Annotated in this window: 11 protein-coding genes; 6 read left to right on the top strand and 5 right to left on the bottom strand. The window is 61.5% G+C overall.

From position 1 onward, the window contains the following. Positions 1-76: 76 nt before the first annotated feature. From SINAC_RS32095 to SINAC_RS32110, 4 genes are all read right to left on the bottom strand, one after another. On the bottom strand, positions 77-1,540 hold the full coding sequence (locus SINAC_RS32095) for a hypothetical protein (RefSeq protein ID WP_015249711.1): 1,464 nt from the start codon (positions 1,538-1,540) through the stop codon (positions 77-79). Then, positions 1,537-3,981, bottom strand: coding sequence for a hypothetical protein (locus SINAC_RS32100; RefSeq protein ID WP_015249712.1), 2,445 nt, complete (start codon positions 3,979-3,981; stop codon positions 1,537-1,539). Before SINAC_RS32100 ends, SINAC_RS32095 begins: the two co-directional genes overlap by 4 nt. Before the next feature lie 264 nt (positions 3,982-4,245). After that, complete coding sequence (locus SINAC_RS32105; RefSeq protein WP_015249713.1) at positions 4,246-5,187, bottom strand: ABC transporter ATP-binding protein; 942 nt, start codon at positions 5,185-5,187, stop codon at positions 4,246-4,248. A 503-nt stretch (positions 5,188-5,690) separates the two neighbouring features. After that, positions 5,691-6,152 carry a hypothetical protein gene (locus SINAC_RS32110; protein WP_015249714.1) on the bottom strand — a complete coding sequence of 154 codons (462 nt, stop codon included), beginning with the start codon at positions 6,150-6,152 and terminating at the stop codon, positions 5,691-5,693. A 267-nt stretch (positions 6,153-6,419) separates the two neighbouring features. Between SINAC_RS32110 and SINAC_RS32115 the strand changes: the two genes are divergently transcribed. From SINAC_RS32115 to SINAC_RS32140, 6 genes are all read left to right on the top strand, one after another. Further along, entirely contained in the window at positions 6,420-6,989 is a 570-nt protein-coding gene (locus SINAC_RS32115; protein ID WP_015249715.1) for an anthranilate synthase component II, read from the top strand. Between the two features lie 60 nt (positions 6,990-7,049). Further along, positions 7,050-8,291 carry a molybdopterin molybdotransferase MoeA gene (locus tag SINAC_RS32120; protein WP_015249716.1) on the top strand — a complete coding sequence of 414 codons (1,242 nt, stop codon included), beginning with the start codon at positions 7,050-7,052 and terminating at the stop codon, positions 8,289-8,291. 195 nt (positions 8,292-8,486) lie between these two features. Further along, positions 8,487-10,199, top strand: a complete 1,713-nt coding sequence (gene lnt, locus SINAC_RS32125) for an apolipoprotein N-acyltransferase (protein WP_015249717.1) — start codon at positions 8,487-8,489, stop codon at positions 10,197-10,199. 304 nt (positions 10,200-10,503) lie between these two features. Then, positions 10,504-11,367 (top strand): hypothetical protein, encoded by an 864-nt coding sequence (locus tag SINAC_RS32130; RefSeq protein WP_015249718.1) that lies wholly within the window; start codon positions 10,504-10,506, stop codon positions 11,365-11,367. Then, positions 11,330-11,608 carry a hypothetical protein gene (locus tag SINAC_RS32135; protein WP_015249719.1) on the top strand — a complete coding sequence of 93 codons (279 nt, stop codon included), beginning with the start codon at positions 11,330-11,332 and terminating at the stop codon, positions 11,606-11,608. Before SINAC_RS32130 ends, SINAC_RS32135 begins: the two co-directional genes overlap by 38 nt. A gap of 188 nt (positions 11,609-11,796) precedes the next feature. Beyond that, positions 11,797-12,528, top strand: a complete 732-nt coding sequence (locus SINAC_RS32140; RefSeq protein WP_237722653.1) for a Rad52/Rad22 family DNA repair protein — start codon at positions 11,797-11,799, stop codon at positions 12,526-12,528. Between the two features lie 106 nt (positions 12,529-12,634). Here the strand turns inward: SINAC_RS32140 and SINAC_RS32145 are convergent, their stop codons facing one another. Beyond that, positions 12,635-13,723, bottom strand: coding sequence for an acyltransferase family protein (locus SINAC_RS32145; RefSeq protein ID WP_015249721.1), 1,089 nt, complete (start codon positions 13,721-13,723; stop codon positions 12,635-12,637). Positions 13,724-14,320: the final 597 nt, after the last annotated feature.

Consider the following 14,320-nt stretch of genomic DNA (forward strand, 5'->3'; position numbering starts at 1 on the left):
ATTGAGCCTCGCTCCCCGCCGGTCCTCATCCCTTTGTTTTTGCAAAAAGGATAGGAACCGTTGAAAAGCCAAGATTTTACTGCGGCTGGGTTGCCGAGGGGGCAGGAGCAGGATTCGCTCCACCCGCTGGGCTCTCCTTCGACCCGCTGGCGGCCGGGCCAAGCATCTCGTTGGCGTCGAACGGATCGACCGACGTATCCTGTTCGGCTGCCTGGAGGAGGGCCTTGAACGGGTAAACTTCGGGCTCGGGTTCGCCAAGTTGCTTGAGTGAACGGACATAGCGCTTGACGATCAAGCCCGTGTCCTTCTCGTTGAACTTGTCGCTCTGGTATTGCGGGTGCTCTTTCAGGAGTAGCTCCCAGATATCCAGTCCTTCGCGGAATTTCTTGGCCGCCTGCTCGGGATCGCCTCGCTTGTAGGCGATGGTCCCTTCATAGAAGAGCTGGCGGGCCTGGACTCCCTCGTTGGTCATTTCGGCCATCGAGCGGTCCTTCCAGTAAGGGTAGTTCATCTGGTCGGCCCAGCGGTTGGTCCAGTAGCGCGCGTTCTCGGAGATCGCGGCATACTTCTCGGGCTTGAACATGTCGTCGATCTGGACCGGCTCGTCGATGAGCTTGCCTTCCTTGTTCTTGGTCTGATTCGGCGTCATGAACGTATAGGTGCCGAACTTCTCCCACTCGATGAGCGCCTTGGCCCACTCGTTCTTGGCCACCTCGCCGAAGGTGGCGGGGATGTCCAGGATGCTCGCCTTCTCCAGGCCGGCGGCGTACCGCGTCTGGGCGTGGGCGGGCATCGAGCGGAACGCGAGGTCACCCGGCCGCCCTTTGCGCTGGGGAGACGGGTCGACGAGCTCGACGTCGCGGGTGCCTTCTTGAAGTCGCGATGCTCCTTCATCCACCAAGGCCACAGCCCGGCTGAACCAGCCATAGCCGAGCTTGAAGTTGTCGTTGCCGAAGACCAAAGGCTGCTGCGGGTCCGAGTAGTCGATGTACTTCTTGAAGTCATCGTCATCGTCGTCGCGGAAGAGGCGGCGAAGGATGATACTCTCGTCGGCAAAGCCGAGCTTGTGGTAATAGGTCCAGGCCGTGTCCCAGATCAGGTCGGGCGAGCGGCTATTCTTCTTGACGCCGTCCTCAAGGAACTGAATGCCCTTCTTGATCCAGTCGTACTTGTCTTCGGGAGCATCCCACTCGACCGACACATTGTAGGCGAGGTTCCACCCTTGGAAGGTCCAGACCGACAAAAAGTGGGGCTGGAGCTTCGTGATCAGGTCGATCGTCGCCTTCATCCGATCCCAGTCGTGCTCGCGCTTCAGTTCCTCGGCCCGGGTCCAGAGGACGTTGGCCGCGATCCCGCGCGCTCCGCCGAGCAGGGCGAGCTTGAGCATGAAGCTACCGGTATCGACCTGGCCGATCGCCGCTTCGCCGAGGTCCTTATTCTTCTTCACTCCGGTGAGCCAGTTGGTGTACGGGATCATCGCGCCCAGGATGGCGACGATGATCAGCCCGTAAATGATCTTGCGACTCAGGTTGGACCTCATGCGGCGACCTCCCGGTTCTTCAGGATGAAATATCCGGCGATGGAGAAGGGCAAGGCATAAGCCAGGGCCAGCAGCAGATTCGCCGCCAGCAGCGACCAGCGGACCTCGAAGCCGTCGGCCACGGTGTTGCTGACGTCGAGCGCGGAGAAGTTCGGAACGATGTAAACCAGGCGCGACATGACCGGCATCACGATCGAGTCGAATGTCTTGGCCGTCACCACCGCCAGGGTCGGTGCCAGCTCCGACATTTGATTGTCGTGGGTCAGCAGGCGGATGAGCGACTCAAACGGTCCCCCGCCCAGCAGGCTCTGGCGGCTCAGGTCGACGAGGAAGGCGAACGCGACCTGACCGGCCACAAAGAACGCGATCGTCGTCAGAAGCGCCACCGGCCAGCTCAGGAACGTGCCGGCGAACACGCCGATCGCCGTCAAAACCATCGCCTGGAGCCAGATCCCGAACAGCCCCTTCATGTAGTTGGGCCCGAACTGTCCGGCGGTGGCCCGGATGAACAGGTCATTCTCGGCCATCCCCAGGTACTGAGTCGGGCTCAGACACCGAATCTCGACCCGAAGATCGCCGCGCGAACCGGCCAGAATCTCCGCCGGCAGGTATTCGACGTTGGTGTAGTACTCCCGGATCGGGAAAATCTTGACGATCGGCTTCTGGCTCGAGTGGGGATTGGTGACCACCATTTCGGCCAGGACCGGGTCGCCAATGCGCCCCTTCGTGGTCCGGTAGACGTTGAAAGTCATCTCGATGGGAACCGGCGGCGAGTGCAAGGCGGCAGCCTGCTTCCGGAATGCCTCAGCCTCAGTGGCTTGCCCCCCCTTCTCGGCCGTCCGAGCCCGGTTCTGGAAGTCGTCGGCCTCGGACTTCATCTTGGCGTAGGCACTCTCGACGTTCTTGAGTTCGTCGCGATCGCGGGCCAAGGCCGCGGTCTGACGTTGCGCCTCGGCGGGGGTCAATTGACCCGACGCCTGCGATTGCTCAGCCCCGGCGATCTGCGTCTTCAAAAGCTCGGCGCGATCGAGCCAGGCTTCGATCGAGTCGGGCGTAAGCAAGCGGTCGACCGGGATCCGGCGATCGAGGACCAACTGAGCGTCATAGGGGTCGCGAAGAACGCCGTACTGCCAGATCGCGCTGGCGGGGGTGGCCCCTTCGATGTGACTCCGCCTCGTCTGCTCCTGCCCGACGTCGATTCCCTGAAGGTGATGCGTTCCCTTGGAGTCGAGGAACGTGAGCGAGCCCAAGACCGGCTCGCGCGCCGACATCCGCACGCGAAGCTGCGCCGCCTCTTCTTTCAGGTGATTGGCCTGGGCGAAATTCTTCCGCTTCGCCTCTTTGACTGCGCGAGCTTCTGTCGCCGCGATCGTGCCACCGACTGTTCGCTTGAGATAGAGCAGGCTGATTCCACCGAAGATGAGCACGAGGACCGTGACGATCGTCATGAACCCGAGCATCCGGCCCCAGATCAGCTCAATCCGGCGGACCGGCTTGGAGACGACCGTATAGATCGTCTGCTGCTGGATATCGGTCGGCAGGCTCAACGGGGTCAAAAGCGTGACCATCACCGTCAGGAGCAACGAGCAGAGCAGCGACAGCGTGCCGACGAAGAGTCGCCCCATCTCGGCGGGCCGTGGGGGAGTCAGGAACCAGTGCGTAAACGCCAGCACGACGAGGAAGACCGTGACCACGACATAGGGCGCCCACATCCTTCGATTCGACTCGGTCACCGTGAGGAGGGCGATCGAATAGATTCGTCGGAAGCGGACCGCAATGACTTCACGGAAGACAATCGCGATCACCCGGAGCAGGACCACATAGCCCATATACGTGGCACTCAGTCGTGCACCGTAGGTGATCCCCTCCTGCCAGGTCGCGGCGGTCTGCCCCTCCATGGCGGGCATTTTCAGGCTCGCCTGCTGAAGGATCAGGCCCACGCCGAGCCCGACGAGCAGAGCGACGTGAACCCCGGCGAGAACCGCGAGGTCACCAGCACGCCCCAGCTTGCTGATCGTTCTCCAAAGAGTCGCCTCAACCCAGAGGAAGATCAAGACGCCGCAAATGAGGGCCAACAGCGTTGCGGCGGGGATCGGGCCCACCTTGTAGACCTGGGTAATGCGTCCGGTTGACTGCATCACGTGGAAGACCATCGCGGCCAGACAGCCGAGCAACGCCACCAAGGCGACGATATCGAGCCAGTTTCCGCGAGCGGCAGTCCGCTCCTTGAGGGCGATCGAAACCCAGGAAACCACCCACCCGAGCAGACAGAACAGGCTGATGATCTTGATCCAGGTGATCAGTCCGCCGATCAGGCCGGGCTGAGTAAAGCCGGGCTCGCCGAGGAGGAGTAGCCAGAGCATGACCGCCCGCCACCTCTCCGGAACCCCCGGGAGGAGCACCTGCGACCAGAGGACAGGAAGTGATAAGAGCACGGACATCGTTGGAAAAGCTCCTGGGGCACCGGGGCAAAATCCGAGGCCGAGCCGGGGATGAAGTATCTTGCGAAGAATGGAATCGGGTGCGCCGGCCGAACCGCGACGTCATCACATCGCGCTCCCCCGTTATGGGGACCATTTTCCGTTTCGGCCGGCTCGATCCCCGAGTGGTTCGATCGAGCGTGATCCAAAAGTCGAGCAAGAGTCCAGCCGTTGTATACCGGTCGAGAGAATCGGACGCCAACCGGAATGGGGAACCGACGGCGATCAGGGCTTGGTCGGTGATCCGGCAAGTTCGTCGGGCGAGGGAGAACCGCTCCGGGTGGGAGGCTCAGCCACGCGGCGCCGGCCTGGGTGCAGGTCGCTTTCGCGGACAATGCGCAGGAACAGCTCTTCCAGCGTCGTCGTCGGGTGGTCCACCGCGAGGAGCTCGCCGCCATGGCGGGCGATGACGTCGCGGATCTCGTGCAGGGCCGCCTCGGGCAGGTCCTTCGTCTTGATCTGCGTCACGTCCTGAACCGTCAGCAGGTCGGCCACCTTGCCCAGCTCTTTGAGCTCGCCGCGATGGAGAATCGCGATCCGGTCACAGATATCCTGCATGTCGGCCAGCAAGTGGCCCGAGAGGACGATCGTCTTCCCCTGGGACCGCAGGTCGCGGATCAACTCTTTGATTTCGGCCGTGCCGATCGGGTCCAGGCCCGAGGTCGGTTCGTCGAGGAGGATCAGCTCGGGGTTGTTGATCAAGGCCTGAGCCAGCCCGATCCGGCGCTGCATGCCCTTCGAGTACTCGCGAAGCTGGCGATGCTTGGCGGAGTTCAAGCCGACCATGTCAATCAATCGCCCGACCCGCTTGGTCCGCTCGGCGGCCGAGATCTTGAAGAGCCGTCCGTAGAAGTGGAGCGTCTCCTCGGCGTTCAAGAACTTGTAGAGATACGACTCTTCGGGGAGATAGCCGATCCGTTCGTTCTTGGCTACGTTCGTCGTCGGCTCGTTGAAGATCAACGCTTCCCCTTCGGTGGGGAAGAGCAGACCCAGGAGCAACTTCATCGTCGTCGTCTTGCCCGATCCGTTGGGCCCAAGCAGTCCAAAGATCTCGCCCTGATGGACTTGAAGGTCGAGCGCCTTGAGCGCCTGAACCTTGGGGCGTCCCCAGAAGTCGCGATAGACCTTGGTCAGATTCCGTGTCTCGATGATGACATCACGGCTCATCACGCGGGCGCCTTGTGATTAAAGACAGGAAAAAGAATCAGAAAGAGCGAATCCGGCGAGTCAAAACCGATCGTCGGCCGAAGGCGACTATGCGGTCCGCGGTCGTAAAGTCAAAAACAACAAATTGATAAATCGAAAACCGCAAGACCACGAGGAGTGAGCCCCTTCGTTGAGAGGCCAACTGTATTGGGCGCTACGCTCGCCAAACCAAAACGGTTCAAAAGGTCGGACATTTTTTCTGAAGTTTCGCCTTTTTTCTCACGCACAGGAAAGGCGACGGTTTCGGCCCGAAAAAAATCCGGGCCGAAACCGTTGAGCCGCCATCGTAAGGAACTCGAAGGTCGTTTGGCAAGAAGGGGCTACGGATGTTTTCCCAACACGACGACCTGATAAAGAACGCGTGTTTTCCCGAAGGACTCGAGGCACGTCGTGCCCCGGGAAATATTCTGTTCCGAGAACCGTGTCAATCGTGGGGCCCCTCTTCCTGATGTTTCCGATCGAGCTCAGGGCGTCAGGCCGGTACCGCCGGAGTTGACCGGAGGAGCTTCCACCCGCCCTGTGAAGGCCGGCACCGGAACCCGCGGGCCCGCCCCGATCGTGTCTTGATAGGGATGAACCGGGGTATGGGCCGTCGCGATCGGGGGAGCGCCCATCGGGTGGCAGCCCCCGCAACCCGAGTAGGGGATGTATCGCTGGCCGCGCGTCACGTAAGCATTGTAGTAGGTGGGCATGAACATCTGGTTGGGGGGCACCGCGAACTGACGCTGGAAATACCAGTCGGCCGTGCGGTCCGCCCCCAGGGGCAGATAGGTTCCGTAGTCGATATAACCGTAGCCGTCCGGATTACCATTGGGAAAGCCGGCTCCGTTGCCTGGCTGGGGCGGCAAGATCCGCCCTCCTCCCGAAAAGAATCCGCCGGTTGAACTCATCGCCAGAGCCAGTGTCACCGTGACGATCGTGGACATGTCTTCCACCTCCGTGCCCGACCGAGTCGGGCTCAGAGCCCGCACAACGGTCAAAATGCCCGAGCATCGCGGCGCGCAGCCGATCGCCCCGCCCTCGCCCTAGGCTCAGCCGTAGAAACTCTACACGCGCCCCGGGGCTCGGGTCGGGCTTTCCTCGCGTCTTTCCCTTCCGAATCCGCCGGAAACCCGTTACGATCCTAGGATGACGGTCGTACCGGGAGGGCGTCCTCAACGGTCATTGGCCGCCGCCGCTTCGTTGGATCCGGCATGATTGTCCTGATCGACAACTACGACTCGTTCACATACAACCTCGTTCAGCGTCTGGGAGAGATCGATCCCAGTCTGGACCTGCTCGTCGTCCGCAACGACCAGATCACGCTCGATGAGATCGAGGCGAAGCGGCCGACCCATATCATCATCTCCCCTGGTCCTTGCACGCCTCTCGAGGCCGGGATCTCCAACGCCGTGGTCGAGCGATTTGCGGCGACAATCCCCTTGCTCGGCGTCTGCCTCGGACACCAATGCATCGGCCACACCCTTGGGGCCAAGGTCGTCCGTGCCGAACGAATCATGCACGGCAAGACCTCGCAGATCCACCATGACGGCAAAGGGGTCTACGCGGGCCTCCCGAACCCGTTCCAGGCAACGCGATACCACAGCTTACTCATCCAGCCGGACACCGTCCCCGATTCGCTCGAGGTCGTCGCCTGGACCGAGGAAGGGGAGATCATGGGGGTCCGTCATAAGACGTTCCCGATGGAGGGCGTGCAGTACCATCCCGAGAGCTTCTTGACCCACGACGGGACCCAACTGCTCAGGAACTTCATCGGGCGATGAGATGATAATGAGTGGGATCCTGGCCCTCCCTCGACTGACCTTCGCCGAGTGATCCGCAAAATGGGGACCGACATCGATCACCTGCTCACTATCGCCGAAGCGCTCCGCGCAGTGCGCGAACGGGCGGTTCTCCTCACTCCTCGGCTTTGCTCGCTGGCCGAGGCGTCCGGGTACTGCCTCGCCGAGGACGTGACGGCCGACCTGGATCTCCCTCCGTTTGACAAGGCCCTGGTCGACGGTTATGCCGTCCGCTCAAGCGACCTGAACGCCGGTGAGTGCCGGCTCACGGTCGGCGAGGAGATCGTCGCCGGCCGGACTCCGACCCGTGCTCTCGCCCCTCATGAGGCGGCGGCGATCATGACGGGCGCTCCCCTGCCCCCCGACGCGGACGCCGTCGTCATGGTGGAGAAGACGCGACGGGACGGCCTCGACGTGATTTTCGAGGGCGGCCTTGTCCGGCCCGGTCAGAACCGCTTGCTCCGTGGTCGAGAGATGCGGGCGGGCGACATCGTCCTCCGGAAAGGGGAACGGCTCAACGCGCCTCGGCTCGGGCTGCTCGCCTCAGTCGGCCGGTCGGAGGTTCTCGTCTTCCCCCGTCCTCGCGTCGCGGTCGTGCCGACGGGCGATGAACTGGTCGAACCTCAGGTCGTCCCGGGACCCGGTCAGATCCGGAATTCCAATGCGGTGATGCTCCAGGCACTGGCGGGTTCGGCCGGGGCCGAAGTCTGCTCGTTTCCGATCGCGCCTGACGAACGGACGGGCCTTCGCTCCGCGCTGGAGCGCGGCCTGAGCTTCGATGTCCTGACAATTACGGGGGGGGTCTCGGCCGGCAATCGCGACCTGGTCCCCGAGGTCCTCCAGAGCCTCGGCGTGACCTGTGTGTTCCATAAGGTCCAGGTCAAGCCCGGCAAGCCGCTCTGGTTCGGCGTCGGACCGCCGCGCGGCGATGCCCCCGGGACGCTCGTCTTCGGACTGCCGGGGAACCCGGTCAGCGGTATCGTCGGGTTTCTCCTCTTCGTTCGCCCCGCGCTTCGGGCCCTCGCTTCCCCGGCGGAGAGCCTGCCGATCGTGAGCCGACGGCGCCTGGCTCGATCGTTTGCTCACTCGAGCGACCGACCAACTTACTATCCCTCCCGGTTCTCGCCGGAATCGGCGGGGGCGGAGGCCGGGATCGAACCGCTCGATTGGGCCGGCTCGGCCGACCTGAGAACGGTCGCCCAGGCCGACGGGTTCGCGGTTTTCCCGGCAGGCGATCGGCACTATCAGGCGGGCGAGGTTGTCGATTTCCTCCACTTGGGTTAGCATCCGCCCGCGACCAAAGCCTCGCGGCCGATCCGCCGCCCCGAAGAGCGAGCGTGGTTCCTTCGCCTTCGCACCCTCAACAAGTTTATGTGCGGTCGGCCACCGAGTACGCCTCGGGTAAAGCGAGCAGCGACCAACCGGCCGTGGGAACGTCCAAACGTTCAACGGTCGTCTCTCTGGGGAGGGAGCGATCATATGGCGACGACCGAAGCACCCACGGCGGCCAACCCGAAGACCGTCGACTCGTCGACGCGGTCATGCTCCTACGATCGCCATCCGGTCGTGCTCGCTTTTTTCTCGGCGATGCTCCTCTGGTTTTCGTTCTTGCCGACCGACTGGAGTTGGCTGGCCTGGGGAGCGCTCGTCCCTTTGTTCCTGCTGATCAAAAGCCAGCGGTCGCGCCGCTCGATCTACTTCGGAGCCTGGACCGGGGGGATGCTGTTCTGGGTCCTCTCGATCCAGTGGGTCCGACTGACGGACAGCGACGCCTGGCTGGCCTGGCTCGTGATGGCGCTGGTACTCTCGGTCTGGTGGCCGGGATTCCTCCTCGTGGCTCGACTCGCCGTGCTCCGGCTCGGGGTCCCGCTGATGGTGGCAGCCCCCTTGATCTGGGTCGGGCTCGAGTTCGTCCGCGCCCACATTCTCACCGGATTTCCTTGGTACTACCTGGCCCACAGCCAGCACCGAGCGCTCCCCTTGATCCAGATCGCGGACACAACCGGGGCACTGGGGGTGAGCGTCCTCATCGCCCTGGTCAACGCCTGGCTGGTCGACCTCCGCACCGTCCCCCTCCTCCAGTTGACTCCAAGAGGCAACCGACTCGCCCGTCCGCAACTGGTTCGCGCGGCGATCGTCCTGGGAGCGCTCACGGCCACGGCCGGATACGGTACGTTTCGGATCGCGACCGCCCGGTTCCACGACGGCCCCCGGCTCGCCCTGCTCCAGTCGAACATGGAGCAGTCACGGAAGATTTTAGGCGATCGCGACCAGATTCTCCTGACGTACAGGGCGCTAGTGGAGCGGGCGCTCCGAGACAACAAACAGCTTGACCTGATTGTCTGGCCCGAGACCGCCTATCCCTTCCCGTTCGTGGTCCGTAACTCCCCACTCAGCGATGCGGACTTTGAACGCCAAGCGCGCTCGCTCGACCCGCGCAATGGCCGGGAGTTCTGGATTGATTGGGAGCGGGAATCCGCGTTCCAGCTCCACAACTGGGCCGACCAGATCCGGGTCCCCATGCTCGTCGGAAGCCTGATCTACGACTTCCACGAATCCGGCTTTTCCAAGTTCAACTCGGCCATCCTGTTCGAGCCGAACATCAAGGCGATCCAGCGCTACGCCAAGATCCACCTCGTCCCGTTTGGCGAATACGTTCCTCTCATCGATCTCTTCCCCTGGCTGACCGTCTTGACTCCCTATCGAGGCGCCTCGGTTCCGAGACTCGCGTTCGGCACCAAGCCAGCCTGGTTTCAACTCGGTCGATTCCGAATGGCCACGGCCATCTGCTTTGAAGACACCATCCCCCAACTCGTCCGCCGGTTCTTCCAAGGACAAGGAACCCGGCAGCCCGACGTCGTCCTCAACATCTCCAACGATGGTTGGTTCCAAGGTTCCGTCGAACACGACATGCATCTGGCGATCAGCGTGTTCCGGGCAATCGAGAACCGGGTGCCGCTGGCGCGGGCGGTCAACACCGGCGTGTCGGCGCTGGTCGACGGCAACGGTCGGGTGATCGCCTCCCTGCCCAAGCTTACGGAGGGAGTCCTCTCCGTCACCGTCCCGCTCGACGACCGCGTTGCCCTCTATTCAGAATGGGGAGACTGGCTGGGAATCGGCTGCCTCACCCTCACCCTCGCGTTAATCCCTGCCTGTCTTTTGCAAACGGCCCGGTCACGCCGATCCGCCTAACCCAAATTCACCAAGCCTCCTTGCTTGTCAGACCCGGATTCATCGGGTAAGTTTAGTCGTGTTCGAAACCGGGGAGCGGAGGGAAGAATCGTTCACCAATGATTCTTGCCGGCCCCGGACTCGGTCCTGTAAAATCTACAAAAGGAATGTCGATGGCACAGCCGTTGCGGTTGTTGCTTTCGACCTGACTCCACTTCCCGGACCCGCACGGTCTCTGTCCCCTTCCCCGCGCTTGACTCGTGGCGGCACGACGCAAGGGGTACACGGCCGACCGTCTTCTCCAAGACCTGCTTAGGATGGGACCATGACGTTCGTCGGCAAGATCCTCGTGATCGTCATCATGGCCTTCTCGCTGATGTTCCTCGGCATCTCGACGGTGGTCTTTACGACCGCCACGAACTGGAAGGAAGCGACCACGAAGGCCAAGGCTCAGGTCACAGAGCTCCAGAAGAAAAATTCGGACGCAACCACAGCCATCAAGACCCTTGAAGGCGATCTCGCCAAGGCTCAAACGAGCCACAAAGCGGCCGTCGATACGCTGAACAACACGATTGCCCAGCTCACGAAGGACATCGACTCCATTCGCAACGAGGCCACTGCGGCTCGCGGCGAGGTAGCGACCGCACAGACGAACGCCCAGAGCGCCCTTCAAGAGGCGGAGCATAGCCGCAACGAAGCCCAACGACTCCGCGAACAGAAGTTGGAGGTCGAAAAGCAGGCCAATGACTTCAAGCTCGCACAGGCGGAGCTGAACGACAAGATCCGGATCCTCACTCGCGAACGGGACGTGGCCAAGAATAACGCCGACTCTCTCCGCGAGACCTCGGCCAAGTTCTCCGCCCTGCTCCGACAGCATGGCCTTTCCGACGACATCACCCAGGTCAAAGGGCTGGAAAGCCCCCCTTCCGTCCACGGCGAGGTCGCTCGGGTCGACCGGGATAATCGGGTCGAACTGACGATCGGATCAGACGACGGCTTGGTCGTCGGCCACGAGCTCTACCTCTGGAGGCTCAAGCCCAAGCCTGAGTATCTCGGCAAGATTCGTATCCTTTCCGTTGACCCGGACCAGGCCGTGGGCGTGGTGGTCGGCGGGACAACCATCCAAGGCAAAAAGATAAAGGAGGGCGACATTGTCTCGTCCACGTTCCGCAGCGGCCCGCGGAGCTAGCGGGGGAGCCCGAGGAGCTGCCGGTCGCCCTGGCGTCTTTGTCCAGTCCCCGCGCAGCGATATCTTCGTCGCCCTGCTCGGCATCGCCCTCGGGGCCATGGTTCTCGGTTGCCTCCTGCTCGTCTTGCTCCTCCAACGCTACGAATTCACGACCAAGGCCGCGGTCCTCACTCAGCCCTCAAACACTGCCTTGGCCGCCCTCTCCGAAAATTCCGAACATTCGTTCAGTGTACGCTTGTAAACCGAGCGGTACTGGATTAGAATGCTGTTGTCCGATCGAACCCGCGTGCGTCACCGGGATCGATCGGGCGACGGCGTTTTCGTGTTTGATTCCCGAGGCGTCGTCCTTTGCACCCGGTGTTTGATACCAGTCGAGGGCGGCGGGGCGATCGGATTCGCGCCCGCCCGATCCTCCGGGGGGCGTCAGCCATGACTCAACATCCCGACTTATTTGCGGCCCTCGCCGCACCCTTCGAGCCCAACGAAGCAAAGCTCCGTTCCCAGAACGGGCGCCAGCTCCACTACATCACAGCGCGGACCGTGATGAATCGACTCGACACCGTTCTCGGCCCCGAGAATTGGTGGGATCATTACGTCCCTGGTGAAAACAGCGTCTTGTGCGAGTTGACCATCCGGCTGCCGGACGGGACGACGCTGACCAAGGCAGACGCTGGCGGCTACGCCGGAATGGCCGACTCGGGCGATGACGACAAGTCCGGCTACTCCGACGCCTTCAAACGGGCCGCCGTCAAGTTTGGAGTGGCCCGTTACCTGTACCGAGACGGCATCCCTGCCTTCGTGCAGGAGCGAACCCCTGGAATTGAGCAGGCTCTCGCCGCCTCGGAGCCACAGCCGCAGACCGCGCCAGCCCATGCGTCCCCATCCCCGCAGGCACGGTCCACGACGACCACGGCTCATGGCAACGGGGGGCCGCCCCGCTCCGGCAAGGCGCTGTTCGCATGGACGAAGGATCAGGAACAGCGCTATTCGGTCGGGCTGCTGAAATACCTCAACAGTTGGGCGAAGCTCCAAGAATTCCCAGGCCGAATGGTGGACTGGGACGCCGAGCAAGTGACCCTGGCCCACGCGGAGGCGTGCCGAAAACTCCAGTCGATCCAGGCGACGGCGTCCGAAGCCTACGAGGAAGCCCTGTCCAACTAAAAAAAAGCGGTACTCGCTCGGCTATCGATTGGATCTGGTCGAACAAACACCCCAGTGGCCGCACCTGCGACCGCCGGGGTGTTTTCGTTGGCTGACGCCCCAATGGTCAGGCTCGGACTCCCCCGAACCGATGAGCATTCAGGGGCAGGGAAGAAGTCCGCACCGGTTCATATCGGAACCGATCTTTCAAATTGGCGATCGGTTGCTCGATCCAATGCCAGGAGATGGAAGCGACCACAATCGTCAGCACGATCTTCGCCACATCCAACCAAACTGGTTCGCCCCAGTGAAGATATCGGCCAAGGGCCCAAAGCGAGACAAAAACGAACGAATGGAACAAGTAGATCCCGTAACTGACTTTCCCCAGATAACCCAGGCGAGGGTCACGCAAAATACGGAGACTAGGATGACCCGTATTGAGGATGACAAGTCCGATGAGACCGAAGTAGAGCAGGTTCCATGAAAGGACCATCAGTGATGGCCAAAGTGACATTTCGCTGAAATCCATCTCGAGGGTGGTCGTCGTTGTCGCCACAACAAAGCCAACTGCGAATAGACTGGTGAGACTCAAACCAAGTTGGATTTTCGCACGATGGCGTTCCACCTGCTCGCGTTCGAGGAAGATCGCCGCCAGGACCGAGCCGAATGCGAATCCATCGCAGCGTGCTACGAGAAGCCACCAATGCGTGCCCAGGCTTCGCATAACCACCGACATCACCACCAGCGCGAGGGCGACCGGCACCAGCCGCCGACGGCCCAGGAGCATCACCATCACCGGCCAGAACAAGAAAAATTGTTCTTCAATGGCGAGGCTCCAGGTGTGTTCAAAATACCAGCAGAAAGCCGGAATCGTGTTCGACCAATAGCGGGTTACATTCTGCGTGAAGGTCAAATAATAAGGGAGCCCGTCCATCGGGAACGGTTTGGAGAGCCAAGGATTCACTAACACCAGAAGCATGATCGCAATGAAATAAGTTGGCCAAAGTCGAAGCCAACGCCTCACGGAAAAAGTGAAGAGAAATCGAGCCCCATCCCCTTTTTTAAGAATGATCGACGTGAGAAGATAGCCAGACAGAATCAGAAAGAGATCAACACGGACCCCGTGGAGTGCAAACGCTTGGGGTTTCAGATGATAGATCATTACTGCCATTGCGGCGAGGCCGCGAATGGCATCCAACTCAATAATTCTGCGCATGGGGTGATCTCCGTATCATACTCCTGGTGCATCCATGGCAATGTTGGGCTGAGTAAACCCTACTAACTCCTTCGGCGACTTTCAAGTTAAAAAATGTTACGATGACACCCTTCATGCTTGGCTGATGTGAACATGCCGAGGGCAAGAAGAAGTCCACCGCCCCGAACGGCCCGATCCATCTCACTCCGCGATCCCGCCAACCTCTTTCCAGCTACGCACTTCCCGTCATTCGCAAGAGGTCGTGCGGACCACCCAACTCACCGCTTTCGATTGCCCCGCCGGGTTCTTTTAGCCGGGCGAACCGGTCGTGGGGAGCCATCTCGGTGGCTTGTGTACTGCGAAGAAACCTGTTAATAGGCCGTGACCGCCGAGTTCACCTCCCCTTTCATTTGACATCAGATCCCGAACGCTCCAAAATTTCTTATGGTGGTCGTGCCGTATTGTGACAGGAGCGTTCATCAAAAAGGTTGGGTTTTTCCGATCGAAGTGGTCGATGACCAGTGGGGTGACAACCTCCAAAAGTCGTTCTGGATCACAGGGATGGTCTAATTCAAGAAGACGTCTTGAGAATGGACAGGCCGTTCTTGAAGTCTCCAC

The organism is Singulisphaera acidiphila DSM 18658 (assembly GCF_000242455.2).
GTDB classification, from domain to species: Bacteria; Planctomycetota; Planctomycetia; order Isosphaerales; family Isosphaeraceae; genus Singulisphaera; species Singulisphaera acidiphila.